The sequence below is a fragment of the Armatimonadota bacterium genome (assembly GCA_031459855.1).
GTDB lineage: Bacteria > Sysuimicrobiota > Sysuimicrobiia > Sysuimicrobiales > Humicultoraceae > Fervidifonticultor > Fervidifonticultor primus.
In genome coordinates, this window is record JAVKHP010000001.1 from 2,485,529 (window position 1) to 2,510,798 (window position 25,270).

A 25,270-nucleotide genomic window follows, 5' to 3' on the forward strand; every position below is an offset into this window, starting at 1 on the left:
CGCGCCCGATACGCTAGGGGCGCCATGGGCAGTGTCCGAACGCGCTATGCGCCGTCGCCCACCGGGTACCTCCACATCGGCGGCGCCTGGACGGCGTTCTTCAACTGGCTGTTCACGCGGCACCACGGGGGCGTCTTCGTGTTGCGGATCGAGGACACCGACCGCTCCCGGTCCACCGAGATCTACGAGGCGGCCATCATCGAGGACTTCCGGTGGCTGGGCATCACCTGGGACGAAGGTCCCGACGTGGGCGGCCCGTTCGGCCCGTACCGGCAGACCGAGCGGGCGGCCCTGTACGCCCGCTATGCGCAGGAGCTCCTCGAGCGCGGCGCCGCCTACCCGTGCTACTGCACACGCGAGGAGCTGGAGGCCGAGCGACAGCGCGCCGCGGCTGCGGGCGTGCCGTACCGCTACTCCGGCCGCTGCCGTCACCTGACGGCACAGGAGCGGGCCGCCTTCGAGGCCCAGGGCCGCCGGCCCGCGCTGCGGCTGCGGGTCACCGACGCGCCCGAGCCGATCGTCGCCCACGACCTGATCCGAGGCGAGGTGGTCTTCGATCCCCGCCACCTCGACGACTACATCATCGTGCGCTCCGACGGCACGGCGCTGTACAACTTCGCCAACGTCGTCGACGACCACCTGATGCAGATCACCCACGTCATCCGGGGCAGCGAGCACCTCTCCAACACCCCCAAGCAGCTGGTGATGTACCGCGCGTTGGGCTGGCCCCCGCCCGCGGTGGCCCACCTGCCGACGATCCTGGGGCGCGACCGGCGGAAGCTCAGCAAGCGCCACGGCGATACCGCCCTGCGCGAGTACCGGGCGCAGGGCTACCTGCCGGAGGCGATCCTGAACTTCTTCGCGCTGATGGCCTGGCACCCCGAGGCCGAGCGCGAGGTCTACAGCGTCGACGAGCTGATCCGGCTGTTCCGCATCGAGGAGATCGGCGCGGCCTCGCCGGTGTTCGACCTGGAGAAGCTCACGTGGCTGAACGGCGTCTACCTGCGGCGCCTGCTGGTGGAGGCGCCCGAGCGCGTGGTCGAGCTGTGCGCCCAGATCCTGCAGCGCGAGGGGATGCTGGACGACCCGACCGCGCCCGCACAGCGGGACTACCTGCGCAGGGTGATCGCGGTCGTCGGCGAGCGCCTGAAGGTGGGCCAGGACATCGTCGCCTACGGGGACTTCTTCTTCCGCGAGGTGGCCTACGAGCCTGCGGCGGCGGCCCGCTACCTGACCGCGGCCGCCGCGCCCCTGCTCCAGGCCTACGCCGACGCGCTGGAGCGGCTGCCCGTCTTCACGCGGGACGCCATCGAGGCCGCGCTGCGCGAGGTGTGCGCCCGCGCGGGCGTGGACGCGCGGGCGCTCATCCATCCCGCGCGCGTGGCCCTCACCGGCAAGACCGCCGGCCCGGGACTGTTCGAACTCACCGAACTGCTCGGCCGCGAGCGGGCCGTGGCACGGCTGCGGAGGGCTGCGGCGGTGGCCCTCCAGCACGACGCCCGCCCCGTCCCGCGTGGCGCGGCCGAGGGTCCGTCGCCCGCGCCTTGACCCTGCGCGCGACAGGTTCCTATAATCGAGGTGCCAGCACCGGTGCGCCGCGGGACGCCGCGGCGTCTGCACGCTGGGGGATCGTCTAACGGTAGGACGACGGGCTCTGGACCCGTTAGTGGGGGTTCGAATCCTCCTCCCCCAGCCAACGAGTCATCGCCCCCATCGAACTTCGTGGCTATTCATCGCCCTGCCAGCACCGCTCGTACGTCCGCTGCGAGATCGACGGCAGAGATCCCCCACGGGTACGATACGCGGATCGTCCCGCGTCGGTCGATGAGGTAGAGCGCCGTCGCGTGGCCCACGCGTACGTCCTCGGAGGTGCCGGCGGCCGCGTAGGGCGTCGGATACACGTTGAACGCGCGGTAGACGCGGGCCAGGGCTCCAGGCGCCCCGGTGAGGCCGATGAACGCCGGGTGGAAGAGGGACACGTACCGGCGAAGCCGTGCGGGCGTGTCATGGCCGGGGTCGACGGTCACGAAGAGGACACGCAGGTGCGCTGCGTCCGCCCCGAGCAGCGCTCGCACCTGCTTCAGCGTCACCAGCGTCAACGGACAGACGTCGGGGCAGCGCGTGTAGCCAAAGGCCAGGAGCGTCACGGCGCCTGTCACGCGCTGCAACGGGAAGGGACGGCCGTCGTGGTCGAGCAGGGTGACCTCCCGCGGGAACGGCACCTGAACCGGCAGGCCGTGGAAGCCGGGTGGAGCCGCACGGGTGCAGGCTCCACCCAGAACTGCCAGCCCCACGACCGCCCAGGCCTGGAGGGTGCGCGTCGCGACCGACCGCGGGCGGCGTCGCGTGCAGTCCGGTCTGCCACGGCCTCCGGTCCCCACGGCGTCTTCGCGTCGTGCCGGGGCGTCAGTGCGCCGGCCTGGGCTTGACGACGACGACACCGTTCCCGCCCCACGCGTCCGGGCCGAGGTGCACGTCGCCCGCCTTGCGCGGTGGCGTGGTGGTGAGGTCGACCACCGTGAGGATCGGCGCGTACTTGTTGGTGACGTAGGCCAGGAAGCCACCGCCCTGCTTGAACCCGTAGGCCACGCCGTGGGCCCCTTTGTACGCCGGTACCTGGCTGACGACCCGAATCCTCGACGGATCGGTGTAGTCGACGGCGATGACGCTGACGTTGGCGGTCCCGGTGTTGGCTACGACCACGTAGCGGCCGTCCGGGCTGAACGGCGACTGGATGGGCACAGCCCCCACGCGCACGACCTTGACCACCTTCGGATTCGCCGGGTCGCGCAGGTCCTGGAAGACGACGCGTCCCTGGAGCAGCTTGTCGTGGGTGAGGAGGACCGTCGTGGTCGCCGCGTAGCGCTTGTTGGGCGAGATGGCGGCGTACAGCGGCAGGTTGGCGCCGAACGCCTTCCCATCGAGGTCCGTGACTTTCGTCAGATCCACCGTGGCGAGCAGTTTCTCCGCGTCGAGGTCGATGATCGACATCTTGCCCGCCAGCGCGTTGGCCGCGACCAGGATCTTGCCGTCGGGCGAGATCCAGCCGCCGTGCGGTCCGAACGGCACCTCGATGTAGCGCACCGGTACCTGCGCCGCCGGAACCGCGGGGTCCACGGCTTTGACCAGGTCGAGCACGGCGATCCGGTTCGAGGCGTTGATGGTCACCACGGCCTTGCCCCGCGGCGTGGTGTGGGTGTGCGCCGGCGACTCGCCCACCGGGATGCGGTTCTTGACGATACGCCGGGTGGCGACGTCGATGATGGTCAGGTAGTTCTCGTGCCAGTTGGTCTGGACGAGGTACCGCTCGTCCCAGGAGACCATGGGGTTGTGCGGGTTGTTGAAGTCGCCATCGATGGTCGCCTTCACCCGCATCGTGACGGCGTCCACGACCGTGATGGTCCCGGGCGCCTCGCGGTTGGGTCGGGTCTGGAACTGGGTGTCGACCCAGACCTCACCGCGGCCGCGCACGCGGGGCGGCACCACGCTGGTGGGGCTGGCCGGTGGCCACGCCTTGATGAACTGCGGCAAGGGGTCGGTCCCGACCGCGATCTGTCCGTCCATGTAGGGGTGGATCGCGCACACGTAGACGTAGACGCCGGGCTTGGTGAACTGCTGACGCGCGGTGCCCTTGCGCCCCGCAATGGTGATGGTCTTCGCCGGCTCGTCGAACCCGGTGAGGAACGTGATCGTGTGCAGCGTCCGGGCGTCGGAGAACGACCACACGACCTCGTCACCGACGCCGACCCGCAGCGTCTGCGGGAAGAACCACGGCGCGAACTCGCTGACCACGACGGCGTTCTTCGGCAGGGCGGGCGTCGGCGCGCTGCCCGGTGTCTGCGCCGAGCGCGCCGCCGCTGCCGGCCAGACGATCGTGGCGGCCGCGAGTGCCAGCACCATCACCGTTCGCCGTACGGTTGCCATGACGACACCCCCCTGGTGGAGTGACTGGCCGTGCGAGGCGGATCGTGCACCCGGTGTTGGTCCGTACGTCGTCCTGCCGCGGCAACGCACGCCTTTCCACGTGCGCGGCGTCTTGCAGGAGCGACTAGATCATTAGGTCTCCTAATCAGGGAACGGGCTGTTCGACGCAGTGACGCGTCTCTCCTCCTCCGCGTCGCCACCCATCGTCAGGGTGACCGGCCGACGGGACGGCCCCGCCCTGGGATGGACAGGCGCCGCCGCCAGCCGTGGGTAGAGCCAGCGCGCAGGATAGCGTGCGAGGGGCAAGACGCGTCGGACGCAGGGCTCGGCAGGAGGACGCATTCCACCGAGGGCGGGAGGCCCCGCAGGAAGCTGCGCACCAGCCGTTCGGCGCCACCGCCGGCGACCTTGAGGAGCACCACGACGACCCGCAGGGGCCGCGCGTACGGTGCATGCCGGTACGCCGACGCGGATAGTCCCGCGCCGCGCTCGGGTGCGATCGTCACATTGGTCTCGTCACTCGCCGAGCCGCCAGGTGACCTCGACGTCCGGGGTCGCAACTGCGACCGTCCCGTACAGCGGTCAGCGGCGTTTGAACGTCTCGACCAGGTCCGCGGCCTGTGGGCCGTCGACGCCGGCCAGCTGGAGGGTCAGGCGGACGCTGTTGAACAGGGTGACGTCGGGGCGGACCGGCGCGGACCGGTCGATGGTCCCGGTGATCTGCGCCGCCACCCGGGGGATGGGGTACCCTTTCTCGCGCGCAAGGACCTCGACCAGTTCCACGGCGCAGGTGGCCACGCCGGCCAGGAAGAGTTCTCCGGGCGTGAGCTCCTCGCCCGGGCAGCCGTTCTGCACCGGCCCGTCGACGATCACGTGGTGGGTGCGGGCCGAGCACACCACCCGGCCGAAGACGCCCGACGAGCGTGCCTGCGCCTCATAGACTCGCAGGTCCGTCGCTGCCATGGGGTGCATCACCTCCGTGCTGGAGTTTGCCGACGATCTTGGCCCACGAGTCCCGCAGGGTGACGATGCGGTTGAACACCAGCCGGTCGGGCCGGGAGTCTATAGGATCCTGCCAGAAGTACCCGAGCCGCTCGAACTGGTAGCGCGTGTCCGGGGGATCGCCAAGCACGCTGGGCTCGACGAATCCATGCACCACGGTGAGGGAGGCCGGGTTGAGGTGGTCGGTGAACTCCCCGCCCGCGGCCTCGGGGTCGGGCACGCGGAACAACCGATCGTAGAGCCGGATCTCGGCCGGCACGGCGTGTCGGGCCGACACCCAGTGGATCGTGCCCTTGACCGGCCCGTCGGCAGGCGGGCGGCCCAGGGTGTCGGGGTCGTACCGGCAGCGGAGCTCCACGACCCGACCGGCCGCGTCCTTGACGACCTCGTCGCAGCGGATCACGTAGGCGTGCCGCAGCCGCACGCGCCCGCCGGGCGTCAGCCGGTGGAAGCCGCGGGGCGGGTGCTCGGCGAAGTCGTCCTGCTCGATGTAGAGCTCGCGACACAGGGGCACCGGCCGCGAGCCCGGCTTCCCGATGTCGCGGGGCCAGTAGGGGGCATCGAGCTCCTCGACCTGCGCCGGCGGGTAGTTGGTCAGGACCACGCGTAGCGGCCGGAGCACGGCCAGCACCCGCGGGGCCCGGGTGTTGAGCTCGTCACGGATGGCGGCCTCAAGCAGGCCCACGTCGACGCGGTTGTCCGCCCGGGCCACCCCGATCCTGGCGACGAACGCGCGGATCGCCTCGGGGGGCACGCCGCGGCGCCGCAGTCCCGACAGCGTGGGCATCCGCGGGTCGTCCCAGCCGCTGACGTACCCGCCCTCCACGAGCCGGATGAGCCGGCGCTTGGACAGCACCGTGTAGTCGAGGTTCAGCCGCGCGAACTCGTACTGATGGGGGCGGGGTGCGGCGGGCAGGCCGCACGTCCCGCGCAGGTGCTCGACGAGCCAGTCGTAGATGGCCCGGTTGTTCTCGAACTCGAGGGTGCAGAGGCTGTGCGTGATACCCTCGATGACGTCCGAGAGCGGGTGCGCGAAGTCGTACAGCGGGTAGATGCACCACGCGTCGCCGGTGCGGTAGTGCCGCGCGTGCACGATCCGGTAGAGGACCGGGTCGCGCAACTTCATGTTGGGGCTGGCGAGATCGATCTTCGCCCGCAGCACGTGGGCGCCGTTGGGGAACTCGCCGGCGCGCATGCGCCGGAAGAGGTCCAGGTTCTCCTCGACGCTGCGGTCGCGGTAGGGGCTGGGGCGGCCGGGCTCGGTCAGGGTGCCGCGGTAGGCGCTGATCTCGTCCTCGGTGAGGCTGTCCACGTAGGCCTTCCCGTCTTTGATGAGCTGCACCGCGCACTCGTAGAGCTGTTCGAAGTAGTCCGAGGCATAGCACTCGCGGGTCCACCGGAACCCCAGCCAGGCCACGTCCCGCTTGATCGCCTCCACGTACTCCAGGGACTCGGTCTCCGGGTTGGTGTCGTCGAAGCGGAGGTGGCAGTCGCCCCCGTAGTCCAGGGCGAGCCCGAAGTTCAAGCAGATGGCCTTGGCGTGCCCGATGTGCAGGTAGCCGTTGGGCTCCGGCGGAAAGCGGGTGCGCACCCGGCTGTAGCGGCCGTGGCGGAGATCCTCGTCGATGATCTCCGTGATGAAGTTGGGCGGAACGTGCCGGGGACCGGCGGAGATCGTCATCGCGCTCTCCGTCGTGGCCTCTGCCAGCTGGCAGGTTGTCGGCAATTCCTTCGCCATGCACCGGCCGGGCTCCCTCGCCGGGGGTACGGTCGCGACGCGGTCGACGGCAACCATCTGGTTGCGGCGCCCGGCGCAGCGCAGGGCGGGCAGGCACTGCGCCTCGGCCGGCGCACGGGCCGGGCTAGACGACGACCGGTGGGAACGGCGGCGGGTCGAGCGCCAGGGACGCGGCGGCCGGTCCGGACGGGCCTCCCTCGCCGGCTGCTGGCTGTTCGCGGGTCCAGAGCGCCAGCAGGGCCGCCGCAGTGGCGGCCTGCTGGGCGTGCCCTGTGCGCTTGAGTGCCGTCTGGGCGTCGCGCAGCGCCTCGACGGCTTCGGTCCGGCGACCCTGCGCGTACAGCACGCGCGCCAGCGTGACCTGCGCCTGCGCTTCTGCGGCGCGGGCCCCGGCGGCCTGCGCGTCGCGCAGCGCGCGCCGCGCGGCGCGGGCGGCGTCACCCCGCCGGTCGATGGCCAGCAACACCTGTGCCAGGCGGCTCCACGCTTCGCTGCGGTGCACAGGATCGGCCTGGTACTGCTCCTGGAGACGCAGAGCCCGTTGCAGCACGGCCAGCGCATCGCCATAGCGCCCCTGCAAACAGCGGGCCACGCCGAGCGCGGTCAGGGCCCCGCACAGATCCTCTGGGCTTCCGTCCTGTTGCAGGCTCTGGACCGCCTGTTCGAGCCAGGCCGCGGCCTGCTCGGGATGTCGGCGGACGCAGGCTGCGACCCCCAGACCCCACAGGGCATAGCCACGGAGCCGCGGAGCGCGCAGGCGGGTGGCCAGGTCCAGCGCGCGCCGATAGGCGCGCTGGCCGCGCTCGGGGTGGCCGCTGCGCACGTGGACGCTGCCCAAGGCGATGAGGGCGCGCACGTGCTCCTCGGTGCGCGCGGTCTTGCTCCGGCGCATGGCGTCCACGGCCTGCTCCAGCAGGGGCCGGGCGGCGTCGACGTCCTCCTGGCAGAGCGCCGCCATCCCCTGGAGCGCCAGTGCTTGGCTTGCGGGCCCCTCCAGGCGGTGGCGGGCGGCCAGCGCGGCGGCCTCTGTGAGGAGCCGCCGGGCGTCCTCGACCTGCCCCCTGGCCAGCAGCACCCGCGCCCGGTGTAGCAGGACCTGGGCGTGCAGGGCCGGTGGGAGGGGCACCAGTACCCCTTCGGTCGCGGCGAGCAGCCGGAGCGCGTCGTCGCCCGCGGTCCGCGGATCCAGCGCAGACGCCAGGTGCAGCAGGCTCAGCGCGATCTCCTGGCGGAGGTCGGCGGGATCGAAGAGCAGCGAGCCCACTGAGGTGTGCATCCGGCGGGCCAGGGCGATGACGGTCTCCACCGACGGGTACGAGCGACCGCTCTCGAGCAGGCTGATGAAGCTCTTGCTCAGGTCGGGCGCACCCAGCGCCTGCTGCGTCAGGCCTGCCCGGTTGCGGGCCAGCATCAGCCGCCGTCCGAACTGTACGAGCCACTCCGGACGGTGCGCACGTCCCGTGGTCTGCGAGGACCGTAGCATACGGGCTCAGTGTAGCGTGATGTCGGACGTCTGGCAACCAGGTTTCATCTGTGTTGAATTCCGCGCTGGCGTCCGCTCCTCGGAAACACATGGTCGTTCGCCGCCAGGGAAGCTAGGCGACGATGGCGTCGTGGTTAGCGGACTTCCTCGTCCCGGGAGCGTGCCGTCGCGCAGGAGGGGAAAGCCGGTGATGGTCGGGTCTGACGTCCATGAGCGCCGGTATGCCGCCGCTGGAGCAGGGGAGGGGCGGCGGCGGGCGAAAGGGAGCATGCGCCCTCGCCGTCGGGCCCGGGCGGCGCTTGGGGCACGGCCGGCGGTGGCGTCCGCGGCGGATCGTGGCTGCGGAATTCCTCGTGACCGCACGGCCAACGGTCCGGTGGGCCCGGGACACGGACGGAGCTGAGACGATGCGACGGCAGCCTGCAGGGGTGAATCCGCGCCTGCGCGACCCGCTGGTCGATCAGCTCGTCCACGCCATGCTCAGCCTGCGTTCCGCAGAGGAGTGCTACCGGTTCCTTGAGGACCTGTGCACGATCGGCGAGGTACGCGCGCTGGCGGCCCGCCTGGAGGTGGCGCGGTTGCTGGCGGCCGGGCGCACGTACGAGGAGATCGCGCGACGCACCGGTGCCAGCAGCGCCACCATCAGCAGGGTCCGGCGCTTCCTCGAGTACGGCGCCGACGGCTACCGCACGGTGTTGGGGCGGCTGGCCCGGGCGCCGCGTCAGGGCCGGCCGCGGCGATCGCCGCGACCACGGCGGCCGCAGCGACCGCAGGGGCCGCGGCGACCGCAGGCCAGGGGTTGACCGCCGATCCCAAGCGTGGTACCTTTTAAAGGTGTTTACTTCGCTGCTACTTTAACGTGATGAAGAAATAAAGGCTCTCCAGGGATCGACCGTGCGTATTCGGGGAACGCAGGCGGCACGGTGGCGGCACGTGCCGGTCGGCATGCGCGACGTGCCCGCCGACGAGATGGTCCGGCGCCGATGGCTGGAAGCGCGCTGGCGCGCGCTCTTTGCGCGGTGGGGCTACGTGGAGGTCGAGACCCCGCTGCTGGAGTTCCTGGAGACGTTCCTGCAGGGCGCGGGGCCGGGGGTCGGCGACCGGCTGCTGAAGCTCGTGGACACCGGCGGCGAGGTGCTGGCCCTGCGGCCAGAGATGACGGTGCCCCTGGCGCGGTACGCGGCCACGCGCCTGCTGCCGGCCGGCGACCGCCCGTGGCGCCTGGCGTACGTCGCTGCCGTCTTTCGCGGGCAGGAGCGCGGCTCGGGGCGCGAGCGCCAGTTCACGCAGGCGGGCGTGGAGGTCATCGGCGACGGCTCGCTGGCCGCCGACGCTGAGGTGATCGCTCTGGCGGCCGAGGCGCTGCGCATCGCCGGGGTCGAGCAGGCCACGGTGAGCGTCGGGCACGCGGGGTTCCTTCGAGGCGTGCTGGCCACGCTGCCCGCGGCGGCGGCCGACGCTGCCCGCGACCTGTTGTACCGGCGCGCCTTCGCCGAGCTCGACCGGGTCGTGCCGGCGGGTCCGGCGCGGGAGGCGCTGCGCGCCGTGCCCGGGCTGCGCGGCGCCGGGGCGCTGGAGCGCGCGGCCGCGCTGGCGACGACCGCCGAGAGCCGCGAGGCGCTCGCGGTGCTGGGCGCGGTCCTGGAGGCGCTGGCGCCCTACGCTCTGGACGTGCGGCTCGAGGTCGACCTGGGCCTGATTCGCGACTTCGACTACTACACGGGCGTCGTCTTCGAGGCCCACGGGCCGCGGGCAGGCCGGCCCCTGCTGGGCGGCGGCCGCTACGACGCGTTGCTGGCGCGCTTCGGCCAGCCGGCGCCTGCCACGGGGTTCGCGTTGGGCGTGGAGCGCGTGTTGGACGCCACGCACGTCGCGTTGCCGCAGCCGCCGCGCGTGGTCGTCCGCTACGGCGATGGCGCCGCGTACGCCCGGGCGGTGCGCGCGGCCGCGCGGCTGCGCGAGGCCGGGGCGATCGCGGTGCTCGCGGCCGGGGACGGGCCGGCCTCCTTGGATGCCCCGGCGTTCCAGGTGTGGGTCACCGAGGATGGGATCCGGGTAGACAGCGACCGGCATCCCGTCCCCGCGACGCTGGAGGCGCTGTGCGCGCAGGTGCGCGCGATGCAGACGGACCCGTGAGCGAACGGCTGACGATCGCCCTGCCCACCGGCCGGCTGTGGTCCGGTGCCGTGGCGCTGCTGGCACAGGTCGGCGTGGCTCTCGATGCGTCCGGCCGCGATCGGCGGTTGCTCGTGGAGGTCGCCGACGACGTGCGGGTGCTGGCGGCCAAGCCGACCGACCTGTTGGCCTACGTCGAGCACGGGGCTGCCGACGTCGGCATCAGCGGCCGCGACATGCTGCTGGAGCAGAGCCGCGACGTCTACGAGCTGCTCGACCTGGGGTTTGGCGCGTGCCGGGCGGTCGTGGCGCTGCCCGAGGAGCGCGCCGACGCCCTGTGGCAGCCCGGCCGCGTGCTGCGCATCGCCACGAAGTACCCACGCCTGGCGGCGCGGTTCTTCGACGAGCTCGGGCGGCCGGTGGAGGTGGTGGTCCTGCACGGTTCGGTGGAGCTGGCGCCCCTGGTGGGGCTGGCCGACGGTATCCTGGACCTGGTGATGACCGGGCGGACCCTGCGCGAGAACCGGCTGCGGGAGGTCGCGGAGGTGGCGCGGTCGACGGCGCGTCTGGTGGTCAACCGCGCCAGCCTGCTGCGCCCGCGCGTGGCCGAGTTCGTGGCGCGGGTGGAACGGCAGGTGCGCACGATGGAGGGCCCCGTCCGTGCGTGAGACCGCGATCGTGCCACGGCTCCTGCGCACCCTGACCCCGCAGGAGCGGGAAGCGCGCGTGGCGCGCGCCCGGGAACAGGTGTACACCGCCGCACGCCGGCAGTACGCCGCGCAGGTGCTGGACGACGTCGCCCGGGACGGCGATGCCGCCGTGGCAGCCTACACGGCGCGCTGGGACGGCGTGGCGCTCGCCCCCGGGCAGTTCGCGGTACGCGAAGACGAGGTGGCGGCAGCGCACCGCGCGTTGCCCGATGCCGTACACGAGGCGCTGCGGGCCGCCATCGCCCGGAGCCGCCGCTACAACCTCTGGCTGCGCCCTCCGGAGCTGGCCCTGACGGAGCTGGAGCCCGGGGTCGTCGTGGGCGTGCGGTACACCGCGTGCCGGTCGGCAGGGATCTACGTGCCGTCGGGCAAGGGCTCGTTCCCGTCGATGGTCGTGGCCATGGTGACGCCCGCCGTCGTGGCCGGCGTGGAGGACCTGGCCATCGTCGTGCCGCCGCGTCCCGACGGGAGCGCCGACCCTGCCGTGCTGGTGGCCGCTGACCTGCTGGGGGTCCGGCGGATCTTCCGGTGCAACGGCGCGGCCGGCGTGGCGGCCCTGGCCGTGGGCACGGCCAGCATCCCGCGCGCCGACGTAGTCGTCGGGCCCGGCAATCCGGTGATCGCGGCGATCCAGCTGGCCGCAGCCGCCTATGGGGCGCGCCCCCTGGTCCTGCTGGGCCCCAGCGAAGCCGTGGTGCTGGCCGACGAGACCGCCGACCCCGAACGCCTGGTGGCCGACCTGCTGAACGAAGCCGAGCACGGTGCGGACTCGGCCGTGCTGCTGGTGACCACCGAGGCGGCCGTCGCTGCCGCGGTGGCCGCCAGGCTCCCCGATGCGCTGGCCGGGCTTCCGCAGCCGCGCCGCGACTTCGCGCGCGCGGCGCTGGTCGAGCAGGGCGGCCTGTGGATCGCCGACGACCTGGACGAGGCCATCGCGTGGGTCAACGCCTACGCGCCCGAGCACCTCATGCTTGCCGTGCGCGACCCCTTCGCCCTGCTCCCGCGCATCCGCCACGCCGGCGAGATCCTCCTCGGGGCGCACACGCCGTTCGCTGCGGCCAACTACGCCATCGGCGTGCCGGCGGCGCTGCCCACGGGCGGGGCCGCGGTGGCGGCCTCGGGGGTGACGGTGTGGTCGTTCCTCAAGGCGACCTCCCTGGCCACCCTCGACGAGCGGGGTTTGCGGACGGTTGGACCTGCGGCGGTCCGGCTCGGGGCCTACGAAGGCTTCCCCGCGCACGTCCGGGCGCTGACCGTCCGGGAGGTGTCGGCATGACCATGCTCGACCAACCCGCGCGCACCGACGGGGTGGCGCTGGTGCGTCGCGAGGTCCGGGCCCTGCGCGCCTACCGGCTGGTCCAGCCGGCCGGCGCCGTGCGCCTGCACCAGAACGAGGCACCCGACGACTGGCCCGAGGCCGTCAAGCGCGAGGTGGCGCAGCAGGTGGTTGCGACGCCCTGGCACCGGTATCCCGCGGCCCGGGCCGAGGCCGTCTGCGAGGCGCTCGCGCGCTTGCAGGGGACGCCCCCGGCGATGGTGGTGCCCACGGCGGGCTCCAACGAGGCGCTGTGGGCGCTGTTTTCCGCCTACGCCGCCGGCGGGACGGTGGTGCTGGCGACGCCTACCTACTCGATGGCGAGGACCCTGGCCACGGTGGCGGGCGCGCGGGTGGCCGCGGTCCCGTTGGGCGCGGGCTTCGCGCTGGACGTCGACGCGGTGCTCCGGGCCGCCCACGCGCACCGGGCGGAGCTGATCTACCTGGTCTCGCCCAACAACCCCACCGGGAACCTGCTGGCCCCCGACGCGGTCCGCGCGGTGATCGCCGGCGCGCCCGGTGCGGTGGCCATCGACGAGGCGTACTGGGAGTTCGCGAGCGTCTCGCACCTGGACGCGGTGGCGCAGTGGCCACACGTGCTGGTGGTGCGGACGTTCAGCAAGGCCATGGGCGGTGCGGGCCTGCGGGTGGGCTGGATCACCGCTTCCCCCGAGGTGGCCGCAGAACTGCACAAGGTCCTGCCGCCGTATGGCCTCAACGTCTTCGCGCAGATCGCCGTTCCCGTGCTCGTGGCCCACCGCGACGTGGCTCGGGCCCGCGTGGAGGCCGTGGTTGCCGAGCGGGCCCGCGTCGCGGCCGCCCTGGCGGCGTTGGGGCTCGTGGTGTACCCGAGCGAGACCAACTTCCTCCTGTTCGAGCCGGGCCGCCCGCCAACTGCTGTCTGGCAGGCACTGGCCGAGCGCGGGGTGCTGGTGCGGGACGTCTCGGGCATCCCCGGGCTCGAGCGGTGCCTGCGCGTCTCGATCGGGCGGCCCGCCGACAACGACCGCTTCCTCGACGCCCTGCGGGAGACGTTGGGCGCGCACCTGCCATGAGCCGTCGCGCCGAGCTCGAGCGGGTCACCGCGGAGACCCGCGTGCGGGTCAGTCTGGACCTGGACGGCGACGGCCGGGCCGACGTGCGCACCGGGGTGGCCTTCTACGACCACCTCCTGGCGGCGCTCGCGCGGTTTGCGGGGTTCACCTTGGCCGTGCGCGCCGACGGGGACCTCGCAGTCGATGCGCACCACACCGTGGAGGACGTGGCGATCGTGCTGGGGCAGGCCTTCCGGGCCGCGCTGGGCGACGGCGCGGGCATCGCGCGCTTCGCCTCGTTGCACCTGCCGATGGACGACGCCCTGGTGCGGGTGGCGCTGGACGTCTCGGGGCGGCCGTACCTCCACGCCGAACTGGCGTTTCCCCAGGACCGCGTGGGCGACTTCCCGGTCGAGCTGGTCGAGGAAGCGCTACGGGCGTTCGCCACCCACGCGGCGGTGACGCTCCACGTCGACCAGGTGCGGGGGCGCAACAGCCACCACATCGCGGAGGCGGTCTTCAAAGGGCTGGGCGTGGCCCTGGGCCGGGCAGTGGCGGTGGTGGGCCGCGACGTCCCCTCCACCAAAGGGGTGCTGTGAGGAGGCTGGCGGTGGAGATCGCGGTCGTCGACTACGGTGCGGGCAACCTGCGCAGCGTGACACGGGCGCTGGCAGCTGCGGGCGGGACCCCGCGGCTGGTCACCGGCCCTGATGAGCTCGTCGGCGCGGACCTGGTGGTGGTACCGGGTGTCGGCGCGTTTGCGCCCGCGGTGCGGCGGCTGCAGGCAGCGGGCATGGTCGAGGGACTGCGTGCCGTCGTGCGGGCCGGGATCCCGGTGCTGGGGCTGTGCCTGGGGATGCAGCTGCTCTTCGACGAGAGCGACGAGGGCGGTGCGCTCACCGAAGGGTTGGGCATCCTGCGGGGCGTCGTGCGACGCCTTCCGGCGGGCGTCAAGGTACCCCACATGGGGTGGAACACCCTGGAGGTCGCGCGCCCCGACCCCCTGGTGGCCAGCCTCCCCGAGCCCGCGTACGTCTATTTCGTCCACTCGTACGCGGTCCAGCCGGCCGATCCTGCGGTGGTCGTGGCCTGGTCCACCCACGGCGTGCGCTTCCCTGCCATCGTGCGCGCCGGCACCGTGATTGGATTCCAGTTCCACCCGGAGAAGAGCAGCCGTCTGGGCGCGCGGCTGCTGGCCAACGTCATCGCGGGCCTGGCGGCCCGGGCCGCGCGGTGATCGTCTACGCCGCTGTCGATCTGCGCCGCGGGCGGGCCGTGCGCCTGCGTCAGGGCGACGTCGCCCGCGAGGACGTCTTCGCCGACGATCCGGTGGCCGTGGCCCGGCGCTGGGCGGCCGAGGGCGCGCCCTGGCTCCACGTGGTCGACCTCGACGGCGCGCTGGCCGGGGCGCCACGCCATCTCGACGTCGTCGGCCGGATCTGTCGTGCCGTCGCCATCCCGGTGCAAGTCGGAGGTGGCCTGCGCCGCCTGGACGACGTCGAGGCCGTGCTGGCCGCCGGCGCAGCCCGCGCGGTGCTGGGGACGGCGGCGCTGGCCGGTCCCCTGTTGCGTGAGGGCGTGCGGCGCTTCGGCGACCGGATCGCGGTGGCCCTCGACGCGCGGCGCGGCGCTGTGGCCGTAGAGGGCTGGCAGGCGGTCACCGACATCCCGGTGGTGGAGGCCGCGCGGCGCGTCGTGGCCGCGGGCGCGCCGCGCCTGATCTACACCGACGTGACCCGGGACGGGATGCTGACAGGCCCGGATCTGGACGGGCTCGTCGCGCTCGTGCGCGCGGTCGCGGTGCCGGTGGTCCTCGCGGGCGGCGTGACGACGCCCGATGACGTTCGGGCCGCGGCTGCCGCCGGCGCCGAGGGTGTCGTCGTCGGCCGCGCCCTGTACGAGGGGCGGCTCCGTCTCGCCGACGTGGTGCGCCTGCCCCGGGTGCCCTGATGCTCGCCAAGCGCGTCATCCCCTGCCTGGACGTGGCCGCAGGCCGTGTGGTCAAGGGCCGGGCGTTCGTCGATCTGCGCGACGCGGGCGACCCGGTGGCGCTCGCGGCGCGGTACGACCGCCAGGGCGCCGACGAGCTGGTCTACCTGGACATCACCGCGTCGGTGGAGGCTCGGCCGACCCTGCTCGAGGTCGTGCGTCGCACCGCCGAGCAGGTGTTCATCCCGCTCACCGTGGGGGGCGGCGTGCGGTCCGCAGACGACATCCGTGCGCTGCTGCTGGCCGGCGCCGACAAGGTCGCAGTCAACACCGCGGCGGTGGCGCGGCCCGCCTTGATCGCCGACGCGGCCGATCGGTTCGGAAGCCAGTGCGTGGTGGTCGCGATCGACGCGAAGCGCCGCGAGGAGGACGGCAGGGTGTGGTACGAGGTGATGACCCACGGGGGACGGCGTCCGACCGGGCTGGATGCGGTCGCCTGGGCGCGCGAGGCCGCGCGCCTGGGTGCCGGCGAGATCCTGCTCACCAGCGTCGACCGCGACGGCACCGAAGAGGGCTACGAGCTCGAGCTCACCCGGCGAGTGGCCGAGGCCGTGACGATCCCGGTCGTGGCCTCTGGCGGGGCGGGGCGGCCCGAGCACCTCTGCGAGGTGCTGACGGCGGGCAGGGCCGACGCGGCGCTGGCGGCCTCGATCTTCCACTACGGACGGTTTCCGATCCCTGTCTGCAAGGCTGCTCTGGCCGCGGCCGGCGTGCCGGTGCGGCTGGTGTGGGACGAGGAGGACGCACGTGAGGCGTGAACCTGACGACGCACCCCTGCCGGGCGGTGCAGACGGCGGTTCGGCGCAGGCGGCACTGCTGCGGTGGGAGGGCGGGCTGCTGCCCTGCGTTGTGCAGGACGCCCGGACCGGCACGGTGCTGATGCTGGCGTGGATGAACCCGGAGGCGTTCGCCCGGACGCTCGCCACGGGCGAGGCGTGGTTCTGGAGCCGCACGCGCCAGGCGTTGTGGCGCAAGGGCGAGACCTCAGGCCACACCCAGCGGGTGGTGCGGACCGCGGTGGACTGCGACGGCGACGCGGTGCTGCTCCAGGTGGTGCCCCAGGGGCCGGCCTGCCACACCGGGCACGCGTCGTGCTTCTACCGTGATACAGGCGGATGCGAGCAGCGCGCCGCCGGCCCGGTGTTGCCACGCCTGGAGGCGGTGATCGCCGACCGTCGCCGCGCGATGCCGTCCGGATCCTACACCGCGCGCCTCCTGGCGGGCGGCGTGGATGCCATCGGCGCCAAGGTGCGCGAAGAGGCCGAGGAGGTGGTGCGGGCCGCGCGCGCGGAGTCCGACGACCGGGTGGCAGAGGAGGCGGCCGACCTAGTGTACCACCTCCTCGTCCTCCTGGCGGGCCGCGGCGTGCCGCTGGCGCGCGTGCTCGACGTCCTGGCCGCACGTGGGGCGTAAGTTAGGGCTCCTTTGGCCAGGGGCCGACCACGCCAGGGGCGGCCCACTCCATGCTGGTCAGCTCCGCGACGGTCATCCGCTTGCCGGTCGGCACGCGCACCACACCCTTGCGGTCACGGATCGGCCCGGTGAACGGATCGAAGGCCGGAGGATTCTTGGCCATCTGCGCGTGGCGGCGCATGACCAGGTCGTACACCGACAGCCGCCCCAGGTCGGGGGTCTGCACGGTCACCGCCTTCAGGCGGCCGACCCACTGGGGGTTGATCGGCTCGCCCATCTCGCATCCCAGCTCCACCGCGCCTTGGGCCAGGAGCCACCAGTAGTCGACCTTCTCGAGGTTCTCCGTGGTGTACGTGCCCTGGTACACCTTTCGTAGGAAGTCCACGTAGATCTTGTCCCAGTGGACGAGCTGGCCCGAGAGACAGTGCTGGGGCGCGAACCGCTTCATGGGCGAGTAGTGGCCGAAGCTGGGGAGGTTGCGCCGGGCCGCCACCTGCACCACGGTGGGCGAGTCCTCGGTGAAGGCGAAGACGTCGGCCCCCTCGGCGATCAGCGCCTCGGCCGCCTCCTTGGCCGCAGCCGGGTTGAACCAGTCGTTGATCCAGCGCACGTGGACGGTGGCCCGCGGGTTGACCGCCCGCACCCCCAGCGCGAAGGCGTCGATGTGCCGCTTCACCTCCGAGATGGGATGGGCCCCCACGTAGGCGATCTTGCCGCTGCGGGTGACGGCCCCGGCCATCAGGCCGTTCAGGTAGTAGACCTGGTAGAAGTCGGCCATGTAGGTGGCCATGTTGGGCGCCCGCTTGAACCCCGAGGCGTGCGCGAAGATGTGGTTGGGGTAGCGCCTGGCGGCCGCCAGCGTGCCGTCCATGAAGCCGAAGCTGGTGGTGAAGATGACCCGCGCGCCCTGCTGGATCAGCTTGTCGATGAACAGCGTCTCCTGCCCCTCCTTGACGCTCTCGATGAACACCGTCTCGAGCCAGGGGAGCTGCTGTTCCGCCTTCCTCCGCCCCACATCATGGGCGTGGGTCCACCCGTAGTCGCCGATGGGCCCCACGTAGATGAAGCCGGCCTTCAGCTTCCGCTGCTGCGCCCCGCCCGCAGCGGTCAGGCTGCCGAGCAGCAGCGCAACGACCACCGCCACCGTCCACCGCATGGTGCGCCTCCTTTCGCTGGTCCTCCCGACTCGCTGGTCCTCCCGCCGCATTCGCCCTCTGGACCACGATACGCCCTGCGGGCGCGCTTACCTGCCGGCCCGCGGCGGGCCGACAGGCATCGGGACCGTCCGACGGCCGCGCCGGAGAGACCTACCGCCTGACATCTACCGCCCGCCCGTGCCGGTGCGGACGTTGCGGGGCGTACGCCGTCAGGCGGCGTCGCGGTGCTCACGTGCCCCGCCCGTGTCGGCACACACCCTGCGGGACGCAGGCACGGGCGCAAGGGCCATCATCGTTCCCCGGGCGCCCACGGCACCCCCAGGGCCTCCGGTGCCCCCTGGCCCCGCTGCCGGCGCGCCATGACGGCCAGCGCCGCGATGGTGAAGGCGAAGGGGAGCATGCGCAGGAACTCCGGTGGGATCTGCGCCTGCAGCCGGAACGACAGGAAGAACAGGGCACCGTACAGGAAGGTGCCCGCGACGGCACGCAGGGGGTCCCAGCCGGCGAAGATCGCCAGCGCGATGGCGATCCACCCCAGCCCGGCAGTCATCCCCTCGGTCCACGACGGCCGGTAAGCGACCGACAGGAACCCGCCGGCCACCCCGGCCAGGACGCCGCCGAACACCACGGCGGCATAGCGCACCAGGATCACGTTCACGCCGGCGGCTGCGGCCGCGGCGGGCGCCTCGCCCACCGAGCGGAGCACCAGGCCCAGGCGCGTGTGGTACAGCGCGCCCCACAGCACGACCGCAAGCCCCAGACCCAGGTACGTCAGCGCCGAAACCTCCGGCAACGTGGTGAGGAGGGGGATGCCTTCCCAGCCGCGGCCCAGCACGCCAGCCGCGCCCAGGCCGAACATCGCCAACGCCAGGCCCGAGACGTACTGGTTGCCGCGCAGCGTGATGGCCACCACCGCATGCAGGAACGCCGCAGCACCGCCGGCCGCGGCAGCCGCCAGCAGCCCCAGCACGGGGTGGCCCGTGGTGTGCGCCACCGCGAAGGCGAAGAAGGCGCCAAGGATCATCATGCCTTCCACGCCCAGGTTGACCACGCCGCTCCGCTCGGCGTAGATCTCGCCCAGCGACGCCCACAGCAGGGGTGTGCCCACGGCCAGAGCGCGGACGACGGTCGTGAGGACGTAGTCGATCACCGTCGGTGCGCTCCCCCCACGCCCGTGGCGGCCGTGCTCTCGTTGCCGGCGGCCACCAGCGCCGGTGCGCCCGCACGCGGGACCCCCGTCCAGCGGACGCGGTACGCGAGCAGCCGCTCGCTGCCGATGAGGAAGAAGAGGATCAGCCCGTTGAACATCAAGGTCACCTGGAACGGGAGCTGCAGGGCGACCTTCATGACGTCGCCGCTGGTGAAGATCCACCCCAGGAAGAGGGCGGTGAGCACCGCGGCCAGCGGGTGCCCGCGCGCCAGCCACGCCACGATGATGGCGGCGTAGCCGTACCCCGCCGACACCTGGGAGGGCGAGAGCAACTTGTGGTGGATGCCCGCCACCTCGCCCGCCCCGGCCAGGCCGGCCAGCCCGGCCGAGAGCACCACTGCCGCCAGGGTCGTCCGCGCGGCGTCGATGCCGGCGTAGCGCGCTGCGTGCGGGTTCTGGCCCAGCACGCGGATCTCGAAGCCCAGGCGCGTCCGGGCCAGCAGGAATGCGAGCCCGCCTGCCGCCAGCAGTCCCACCGCCAGCGTCGGCCAGTGGACGTGCGTGCCCGGGATCACCGGCAGCCACGCGGGCTGCGGAAACGTGTCGGTGTACGCGAACCCGAAGACCGCCGTGCCCTTCCACGGGCCGTGGATCAACCATTCCACGAGGAAGAGGGCGATGTAGTTCATCATGAGGGTCGTGATGACCTCGTTCACCTCGAGGCCCAACCGCAACCACGCGGGCACCAGGCTCCACGCCGCGCCGGCCGCGAACCCGGCGGCGAACAGCACGGGAATCGACCACGGCCCTGCGGGGACGAACAACGCAACGCCCGTCGCGCCCACGGCGCCCGCCAGCAGCTGGCCCTCGGCACCGATGTTCCAGAACTGGGCGCGAAACGCGACGACCAGACCCGCGCCGCACAGCAGCAAGGGGATTGACTGGCGGAGGATCTCTGGCGCGGCGCGCGGATCGGCCAGGGTGCCGGCGAACATCGCGCGGTAGACTGCCACGGGCGAGAGCCCAAACGCCCAGAACAGCGCGGCCGAGGCCGCCAGCGCCGCGGCGACGGCGCCGGCCGAGACCGCCAGCACCCAGGCGCCCGAGGGCGCCGCCACCGGTTCGATCGCCACCGGACCGAGGCGCTTCACGCGCGGTGCCCCATCATCAGGAGCCCGAGGCGCTCGGGGTCGGCTTCCTGTGCCGGCAGTTCGCCCGCGACCTGTCCGCCGAAGAACACCGCGATTCGGTCCGCCAGGGCCAGGATCTCGTCCAGGTCCTCCGAAACCAGCAGCACGGCGGCGCCCTGGGCCCGACACTGCTGCAGCCGGGCGTGGACCTGCTCGGTGGCCGCCACGTCCAGCCCCGCGGTGGGGTGCGCGGCGACCACGAGCACCGGCTGGCCGGAGAGCTCCCGGCCCAGGATGAGGCGCTGCACGTTGCCGCCCGAGAGCAGGCGAGCGGGCACCTCGGGGCCTGGGGTGGCGATCTCGTACTCCGCGATGACCGCTCGGGCGAAGGCCGCCACCGCCCGCGAGTCCAGCAGCGCGCCCCGCGCGAACGGCCGGTGGCGGTAGCGCCGCAGCACCAGGTTCTCGGCCACCGACATGGTCGGGACGATCCCGTCGCGCAGGCGGTCCTCGGGGATGTGCGCCACGCCCAGGTCGTGCAGCAGGCGCGCCGGCTTGTTGGTGACGTCGTGGCCGCACAGCAGCACGCGCCCGCCCGTGGCGCGGCGCAGACCGGTCAGCACCTCGACCAGCTCGCGCTGGCCGTTCCCGGCCACACCGGCGATGCCCAGGATCTCGCCCCCCCGGACCACCAGGGAGACGCCGCGGAGGGCGTCGACACCTCGGGGGCCCGGGGCCCGCAGGCCGTCCACCTGCAGCACCACATCACCCGGCGTCGTCTGCTGGCGGGCAGGCTGGAACATCACGTCGCGGCCCACCATCATCCGGGCCAGGGCCCGCCGGTCGACGCCCGCTGCCGGCAGGGTGGCCACGACGCGGCCTCGCCGCAGCACCGTGATCCGGTCGGCGATGGCGGTCACCTCGTCCAGCTTGTGGGAGATGAAGATGACGGCGTGGCCATCGCGCCGCATGCGGCGCAGGACCTCGAACAGGCCACGCACCTCTTGCGGGGTGAGCACGCTGGTGGGCTCGTCGAGGATCAGGATCCTGGCGCCGCGCAAGAGCACCTTCAGGATCTCCACCCGCTGCTGCTCGCTGGGCGAGAGGTCGGCTATCCGCGCGCGCGGATCCACGCCCAGCCCGTACCGGGTGGCCAGGTCGAGGAGGCGGGGCTCGAGGCGCTGCGTGGGCCGCACGAACGGTTCCCCCGGCAGGCCCAACGCCACGTTCTCGGCCACGGTGTGCCGGCGGATCAGCAGGAAGTGCTGGGGGACCATGCCGATGCCCAGCCGCAGCGCGTCCCGCGGCGACCGGATCCGCACGCGCTGCCCGTCGAGCCAGATCTCGCCGGCATCGGGCTGCTGCAACCCGTAGAGCACGCTCACCAGCGTGGTCTTGCCGGCGCCGTTCTCGCCCAGCAGCGCGTGGACCTCGCCCGGCGCGACCTGGAGCGTGACCCCGTCGTTGGCCACCACGCCGGGGAAGCGTTTGGTGATCTGGCGCAGTTCCAGCATGCCGGCGGATTCTGCGCGCCAGGCAGCGGCCCCTGCGCCGCGCTCCTCAGGCCCCGGCGGGATCGGCCCGCAACACGCCCACGTAGGGCAGGTTGCGGTAGAGCTGGCGGTAGTCGAGCCCGTAGCCCACCACGAAGACGTCGGGGATCTCGAAGCCGCGGTAGCGGATGGGCAGCGTCTCCACCAGCCGCCGCACGCGCTTGTCCAGCAGCGTGCAGATAGCCAGGTCGGCCGGGTCCCGCGCCTGCAGGGCGCGCACCAGGTAGGACGCCGTCAGCCCGGTGTCGATGATGTCCTCCACCAGCAGCACCGACCGCCCGGTGATCTCCTCGTCCAGGTCCTTGAGCAACCGGACGACGCCCGTGGGGCCCTTGCCCCCGCGGTAGGAGCTGATGGCCAGGAAATCGATGGTCACCGGGATCTCCAGCGCGCGGGTGAGGTCCGTGAGGAAGTAGACGCCGCCCTTGAGCACCGTCACGACCAGGAGGTCGCGTCCGGCGTAGTCGCGGCTGATGGCGGCCGCCAGCTCGCCCACTCGGGTCCGGATCTCGGCCTCCGTGAAGAGGACGTCGATGGGTGCCGTGACCATCACGGTCGCCGGAGGGCGGTGCGGGCGGGTGGCGGGGTCACCGGCTGCGCACCGGGTGCAGGCCGTACTTGGCCAGCAGGTTGCGGTAGTCGCGACCGTAGAAGATCTTGACGCGCACCTCGGGGTACAGTTCCCGCATGCGCCGCAGCTTACGGTTCTTTCGGGTGACCAGGCTCTGCTTGAGGGTCGTGAGCTCGACGTAGAGGTCGAGATCGGGCAGGTAGAAGTCGGGGCTGAAGCTCTCGATCACCCGGCCCTGCGCGTCCCACTGGAGCGGGAAGGAGCGAGGCTCGTACTCCCAGCGGATGCCGTAGAAGTCCAGGATCCGCGCGAACTCCGCCTCGCTTTCGTGGGCGAAACGGACGCCCGGCCGTACTGCCATTGCCCTGAGTATAGGGAGTCCGCCCGTCGGCCGCAAGCCGGCCGTGGGTCGGGTTCCCTCCTCGTCGGGTCCTGTCGGGTCCTTGTGCCAGGTTCGCGGCCTCAGGGTGCGGGGCAGGCGCAGGGGTGTGGTACAATACTTATTAAAGCAGGCCCGCCAGGACCGCCCGGGCGCGGGTGGGCGGTACTCGTGTGTCTACATCAGGGGGAGTCTGTACATGCCGGAGGCCGCCAGGGCCGAGGAGCTACAACGCTATCTCCGGCAATTGGAGAGCCACGACGTCACCGTCCGGAGCGACGCGGCCCATGCGCTGGGCAAGCTCGGCGACGAGGCCGCGGTGACGGCCCTTGCGCGGGCGCTCCAGGACCCCGACGAGTACGTGCGCAAGAGCGCGGTGATGGCGCTGCGGCGCATCGGCGGTGCCGCTGCGGCCGAGGCGTTGCGCACCGCGCTGGGCGACCGCAGCGAGCAGGTCGTCCTGCAGGCTGTCAACGGCCTGCGGGACATGCGGGACCGGGGGGCGGTGGAGCCGCTGATCCGCGTGCTGGGGCGCCGCGAGCGGTCGCTGCAGCTGGCCGCGACCGAAGCCCTGGTGCGGATCGGCCCCGACGCCGTGCCCGCACTGCTAGCGGCCTTCGAGGACAAGAACCTCCGGCGCAAGCTTGGCGCCACCGTGATGAAGATCCTGGTGGACATCGGCCCGCGGGCCGTCGACGCGCTGCTGCAGGCGCTGCACCACGAGAGCCAAGTCATCCAGGTCACGGCCTTGACCGTGCTGGGGCGCGTGGGCGACAGCCGCATCGTGAAGCCCCTCGTCGAGCTGTTCCTGCGGGACCCGCGGATGCAGGAAGCGGTGGTGGCGACGCTGGCGCGGCTGGAAGAGCGCGGCGTCGTCGAGCCGGGTGAGGGGGGCCACGGGGACCGGGAGGTGTACCCCCCGCGCGCCGTCGTCGAGGCCTTCGCCGCGCACCCGCGGGGCGAGGTCGTCGAGCAGCTGCGCCTGGCCCTCGAGAACCCCATGCCGAAGGTGCGGCGGTTCGCGCTGCGCGTCCTGTTCGCCCTGTTCGGCGAAGGCGCCGCGGACCAGTTCGTCACCTCGCTGGACGACGACGACGTGGAGGTCAAGCGGCTGGCCATCAAGATCCTGGGCAAGCTGCGGGACAAGCGGGTGATCGAGCCCCTGGTCGCCCTGCTCCAGAAGGAAGGCGGCGAGCACGTGGAGGACGCGGTGTGGAACACCCTCAAGGTGCTCACCGACCTCCGCGAGTTCGAGCAGCTCCGCGCGCGCGTCGCCAAGGAGCGGGCCGGCGCCCGGCCCAGCGTGCGCAAGGTGCGGTCCGAGCGCGACCTGTCTCCGGACTGGTGGCGCGAGCAAGACTAGGCCTCCCCGCCCAGGGCCGCGTGGCCTGCACCGGCTCGACCCGTTCTGGGACACGCGGGGTCCCGGGCGGCGGTCGGCGCCACGCGCGCTGGGTGTGCGCGCCGCCAGTAGACGGCCGATGATCCCGGTGATCGTCCTCAGTACCGCTGCCAGCCTCGACGAGGCCACGCGGATCGCCGACGCCCTGGTGGAGGAGCGCCTGGCGGCCTGCGTGACCGTCGTGCCAGGGGCACGGTCGGTCTACCGCTGGCAGGGGCGCGTGGAGCACGCCGACGAGGTGCTCCTGGTGGTCAAGACCGTGGCGGCGCGTCTCGAGGCGCTGACCGCGCGGGTGCGTGCGCTGCACTCCTACGAGGTGCCCGAGGTGGTGGCGGTGCCGGTCACGGGCGGATGGCCGCCCTACCTGGCGTGGCTGGCCGGCGAGGTCAGCGCAGCCGACGGCGGCCCTGTGCCCGCGGGCGGAGCCGCGCCGTGAAGGTCCTCCTCACCAACGACGACGGCATCCACTCGCCCGGTCTCCACGCCCTCGCCGCCGCCCTGGCCCCACACCACGAGGTGGCCGTGGTGGCTCCCGAGCACGAACGCAGCGCCACCGGGCACGCGATCACGCTGCACAAGCCGCTGCGGGCCACCCCGGCGACGGTGCCGGTGGCGGGCGGGATCCGCGCCTGGGCCACGAACGGCACGCCTGCGGACTGCGTCGTGCTGGGCGTGGTCGAGCTGCTGGGCGCGCGGCCCGACCTCGTGGTCTCGGGCATCAACGTCGGTGCCAACCTGGGCCTGGACCTGACGTACTCGGGGACCGTCTCCGGGGCCATGGAAGGCGCCATCCTGGGGATCCCCAGCATCGCAGTGTCGGTGGCGTCGTTCGTGGACGTCCGGTTCGACGTGGCGGCGGCGTTCGTCGAGCAGCTGGCCCGCGCGGTGGCGACGCACCGGCTGCCCGCCGACGCCGTCATCAACGTCAACGTGCCGAACCTGCCGCGCGAGCGCATCCGCGGCGTGGCGCTCACGCGGCAGAGCACGCGGCGCTACCTCGCCCGCCTCGAGCGGCGCACCGATCCCCGCGGCCGCCACTACTACTGGCTGACCGGAGAGCGCGAGCCCGTCGGCGATCGCGAGGGCACCGACGGGTGGGCCGTGGCCCGCGGGTACATCTCCGTGACCCCGATCCATCTCAACATGACCGACGAGCGGTTGCTGCACGACCTGGCGACCTGGGGGCTGACCTTTCCGTAGCCACC

The 25,270-nt window shown here is 72.7% G+C and carries 25 protein-coding genes and 1 tRNA gene; 15 read left to right on the plus strand and 11 right to left on the minus strand.

Translation table 11 applies throughout. The annotated features are described in order from the left end of the window. Positions 1-24 precede the first annotated feature (24 nt). Both gltX and QN157_11365 read left to right on the plus strand, forming a co-directional pair. Entirely contained in the window at positions 25-1,548 is a 1,524-nt protein-coding gene (gltX, locus tag QN157_11360; GenBank protein ID MDR7556190.1) for a glutamate--tRNA ligase, read from the plus strand. Positions 1,549-1,622: 74 nt separating this feature from the next. Further along, a tRNA-Gln gene (locus QN157_11365) sits at positions 1,623-1,696 on the plus strand. A 34-nt stretch (positions 1,697-1,730) separates the two neighbouring features. Here the strand turns inward: QN157_11365 and QN157_11370 are convergent. The 5 genes from QN157_11370 to QN157_11390 all read right to left on the minus strand — a co-directional run bounded on the left by QN157_11370 (position 1,731) and on the right by QN157_11390 (position 8,075). Further along, complete coding sequence (locus tag QN157_11370; protein MDR7556191.1) at positions 1,731-2,222, minus strand: SCO family protein; 492 nt, start codon at positions 2,220-2,222, stop codon at positions 1,731-1,733. A gap of 184 nt (positions 2,223-2,406) precedes the next feature. Beyond that, the gene (locus QN157_11375; protein MDR7556192.1) at positions 2,407-3,924 is read right to left on the minus strand and encodes a hypothetical protein; all 1,518 of its coding nucleotides are present in this window, start codon (positions 3,922-3,924) and stop codon (positions 2,407-2,409) included. Positions 3,925-4,506: 582 nt separating this feature from the next. Continuing rightward, positions 4,507-4,887, minus strand: coding sequence for an OsmC family protein (locus QN157_11380; GenBank protein MDR7556193.1), 381 nt, complete (start codon positions 4,885-4,887; stop codon positions 4,507-4,509). Next, positions 4,859-6,607 carry a glutamine--tRNA ligase/YqeY domain fusion protein gene (locus tag QN157_11385; protein MDR7556194.1) on the minus strand — a complete coding sequence of 583 codons (1,749 nt, stop codon included), beginning with the start codon at positions 6,605-6,607 and terminating at the stop codon, positions 4,859-4,861. The genes QN157_11380 and QN157_11385 overlap by 29 nt, the downstream gene beginning before the upstream one ends. A 181-nt stretch (positions 6,608-6,788) precedes the next feature. Next, positions 6,789-8,075: a tetratricopeptide repeat protein gene (locus QN157_11390; protein MDR7556195.1), complete on the minus strand. Its 1,287-nt coding sequence runs from the start codon at positions 8,073-8,075 to the stop codon at positions 6,789-6,791. Between the two features lie 479 nt (positions 8,076-8,554). Between QN157_11390 and QN157_11395 the strand changes: the two genes are divergently transcribed. The 10 genes from QN157_11395 to hisIE all read left to right on the plus strand — a co-directional run bounded on the left by QN157_11395 (position 8,555) and on the right by hisIE (position 16,723). Then, positions 8,555-8,950, plus strand: coding sequence for a YerC/YecD family TrpR-related protein (locus QN157_11395; GenBank protein ID MDR7556196.1), 396 nt, complete (start codon positions 8,555-8,557; stop codon positions 8,948-8,950). Positions 8,951-9,080: 130 nt separating this feature from the next. Continuing rightward, entirely contained in the window at positions 9,081-10,283 is a 1,203-nt protein-coding gene (hisZ, locus tag QN157_11400) for an ATP phosphoribosyltransferase regulatory subunit (protein MDR7556197.1), read from the plus strand. Beyond that, a complete protein-coding gene (gene hisG, locus QN157_11405) occupies positions 10,280-10,930 on the plus strand; it encodes an ATP phosphoribosyltransferase (protein ID MDR7556198.1) in 651 nt (216 codons plus the stop codon). Before hisZ ends, hisG begins: the two co-directional genes overlap by 4 nt. Beyond that, positions 10,923-12,248, plus strand: a complete 1,326-nt coding sequence (gene hisD / locus QN157_11410) for a histidinol dehydrogenase (GenBank protein MDR7556199.1) — start codon at positions 10,923-10,925, stop codon at positions 12,246-12,248. The genes hisG and hisD overlap by 8 nt, the downstream gene beginning before the upstream one ends. Continuing rightward, positions 12,245-13,342: a histidinol-phosphate transaminase gene (gene hisC, locus QN157_11415; protein MDR7556200.1), complete on the plus strand. Its 1,098-nt coding sequence runs from the start codon at positions 12,245-12,247 to the stop codon at positions 13,340-13,342. Before hisD ends, hisC begins: the two co-directional genes overlap by 4 nt. After that, positions 13,339-13,920 carry an imidazoleglycerol-phosphate dehydratase HisB gene (hisB, locus tag QN157_11420; GenBank protein ID MDR7556201.1) on the plus strand — a complete coding sequence of 194 codons (582 nt, stop codon included), beginning with the start codon at positions 13,339-13,341 and terminating at the stop codon, positions 13,918-13,920. Before hisC ends, hisB begins: the two co-directional genes overlap by 4 nt. An 11-nt stretch (positions 13,921-13,931) precedes the next feature. After that, a complete protein-coding gene (hisH, locus tag QN157_11425) occupies positions 13,932-14,558 on the plus strand; it encodes an imidazole glycerol phosphate synthase subunit HisH (protein MDR7556202.1) in 627 nt (208 codons plus the stop codon). Further along, entirely contained in the window at positions 14,555-15,271 is a 717-nt protein-coding gene (gene hisA / locus QN157_11430) for a 1-(5-phosphoribosyl)-5-[(5-phosphoribosylamino)methylideneamino]imidazole-4-carboxamide isomerase (GenBank protein ID MDR7556203.1), read from the plus strand. The genes hisH and hisA overlap by 4 nt, the downstream gene beginning before the upstream one ends. After that, positions 15,271-16,068 (plus strand): imidazole glycerol phosphate synthase subunit HisF, encoded by a 798-nt coding sequence (gene hisF, locus QN157_11435; protein ID MDR7556204.1) that lies wholly within the window; start codon positions 15,271-15,273, stop codon positions 16,066-16,068. The genes hisA and hisF overlap by 1 nt, the downstream gene beginning before the upstream one ends. Then, the gene (gene hisIE / locus QN157_11440) at positions 16,058-16,723 is read left to right on the plus strand and encodes a bifunctional phosphoribosyl-AMP cyclohydrolase/phosphoribosyl-ATP diphosphatase HisIE (GenBank protein MDR7556205.1); all 666 of its coding nucleotides are present in this window, start codon (positions 16,058-16,060) and stop codon (positions 16,721-16,723) included. Before hisF ends, hisIE begins: the two co-directional genes overlap by 11 nt. Before the next feature lies 1 nt (position 16,724). On the opposite strand, the gene QN157_11445 is transcribed toward hisIE, so the two are convergent. The 6 genes from QN157_11445 to QN157_11470 form a co-directional block, all read right to left on the minus strand. Further along, on the minus strand, positions 16,725-17,879 hold the full coding sequence (locus tag QN157_11445; protein MDR7556206.1) for a BMP family ABC transporter substrate-binding protein: 1,155 nt from the start codon (positions 17,877-17,879) through the stop codon (positions 16,725-16,727). Between the two features lie 290 nt (positions 17,880-18,169). Further along, on the minus strand, positions 18,170-19,030 hold the full coding sequence (locus QN157_11450; GenBank protein MDR7556207.1) for an ABC transporter permease: 861 nt from the start codon (positions 19,028-19,030) through the stop codon (positions 18,170-18,172). After that, positions 19,027-20,181, minus strand: coding sequence for an ABC transporter permease (locus QN157_11455; protein MDR7556208.1), 1,155 nt, complete (start codon positions 20,179-20,181; stop codon positions 19,027-19,029). Before QN157_11455 ends, QN157_11450 begins: the two co-directional genes overlap by 4 nt. Then, positions 20,178-21,674 carry an ABC transporter ATP-binding protein gene (locus QN157_11460; GenBank protein ID MDR7556209.1) on the minus strand — a complete coding sequence of 499 codons (1,497 nt, stop codon included), beginning with the start codon at positions 21,672-21,674 and terminating at the stop codon, positions 20,178-20,180. Before QN157_11460 ends, QN157_11455 begins: the two co-directional genes overlap by 4 nt. Positions 21,675-21,720: 46 nt before the next feature. Then, positions 21,721-22,263, minus strand: a complete 543-nt coding sequence (gene hpt, locus QN157_11465; GenBank protein ID MDR7556210.1) for a hypoxanthine phosphoribosyltransferase — start codon at positions 22,261-22,263, stop codon at positions 21,721-21,723. 37 nt (positions 22,264-22,300) lie between these two features. Beyond that, positions 22,301-22,645, minus strand: a complete 345-nt coding sequence (locus QN157_11470) for a hypothetical protein (GenBank protein ID MDR7556211.1) — start codon at positions 22,643-22,645, stop codon at positions 22,301-22,303. A gap of 217 nt (positions 22,646-22,862) precedes the next feature. Between QN157_11470 and QN157_11475 the strand changes: the two genes are divergently transcribed. From QN157_11475 to surE, 3 genes are all read left to right on the plus strand, one after another. Beyond that, positions 22,863-24,026, plus strand: a complete 1,164-nt coding sequence (locus QN157_11475; protein ID MDR7556212.1) for a HEAT repeat domain-containing protein — start codon at positions 22,863-22,865, stop codon at positions 24,024-24,026. Positions 24,027-24,144: 118 nt separating this feature from the next. After that, a complete protein-coding gene (gene cutA / locus QN157_11480) occupies positions 24,145-24,501 on the plus strand; it encodes a divalent-cation tolerance protein CutA (GenBank protein MDR7556213.1) in 357 nt (118 codons plus the stop codon). After that, entirely contained in the window at positions 24,498-25,265 is a 768-nt protein-coding gene (gene surE, locus QN157_11485; protein ID MDR7556214.1) for a 5'/3'-nucleotidase SurE, read from the plus strand. The genes cutA and surE overlap by 4 nt, the downstream gene beginning before the upstream one ends. Positions 25,266-25,270 lie beyond the last annotated feature (5 nt).

Bases quoted from the DNA above. Each gene is read 5' to 3' on its own strand.
- hisF (MDR7556204.1), top strand. From the start codon at position 15,271: ATGCTCGCCAAGCGCGTCATCCCCTGCCTGGACGTGGCCGCAGGCCGT.
- QN157_11475 (MDR7556212.1), top strand. From the start codon at position 22,863: ATGCCGGAGGCCGCCAGGGCCGAGGAGCTACAACGCTATCTCCGGCAA.
- gltX (MDR7556190.1), top strand. From the start codon at position 25: ATGGGCAGTGTCCGAACGCGCTATGCGCCGTCGCCCACCGGGTACCTC.
- QN157_11470 (MDR7556211.1), bottom strand. From the start codon at position 22,645: ATGGCAGTACGGCCGGGCGTCCGTTTCGCCCACGAAAGCGAGGCGGAG.
- QN157_11395 (MDR7556196.1), top strand. From the start codon at position 8,555: ATGCGACGGCAGCCTGCAGGGGTGAATCCGCGCCTGCGCGACCCGCTG.
- hisC (MDR7556200.1), top strand. From the start codon at position 12,245: ATGACCATGCTCGACCAACCCGCGCGCACCGACGGGGTGGCGCTGGTG.
- QN157_11445 (MDR7556206.1), bottom strand. From the start codon at position 17,879: ATGCGGTGGACGGTGGCGGTGGTCGTTGCGCTGCTGCTCGGCAGCCTG.
- QN157_11375 (MDR7556192.1), bottom strand. From the start codon at position 3,924: ATGGCAACCGTACGGCGAACGGTGATGGTGCTGGCACTCGCGGCCGCC.
- cutA (MDR7556213.1), top strand. From the start codon at position 24,145: ATGATCCCGGTGATCGTCCTCAGTACCGCTGCCAGCCTCGACGAGGCC.
- QN157_11460 (MDR7556209.1), bottom strand. From the start codon at position 21,674: ATGCTGGAACTGCGCCAGATCACCAAACGCTTCCCCGGCGTGGTGGCC.
- hpt (MDR7556210.1), bottom strand. From the start codon at position 22,263: ATGGTCACGGCACCCATCGACGTCCTCTTCACGGAGGCCGAGATCCGG.
- hisB (MDR7556201.1), top strand. From the start codon at position 13,339: ATGAGCCGTCGCGCCGAGCTCGAGCGGGTCACCGCGGAGACCCGCGTG.
- QN157_11385 (MDR7556194.1), bottom strand. From the start codon at position 6,607: ATGACGATCTCCGCCGGTCCCCGGCACGTTCCGCCCAACTTCATCACG.
- QN157_11390 (MDR7556195.1), bottom strand. From the start codon at position 8,075: ATGCTGGCCCGCAACCGGGCAGGCCTGACGCAGCAGGCGCTGGGTGCG.
- QN157_11380 (MDR7556193.1), bottom strand. From the start codon at position 4,887: ATGGCAGCGACGGACCTGCGAGTCTATGAGGCGCAGGCACGCTCGTCG.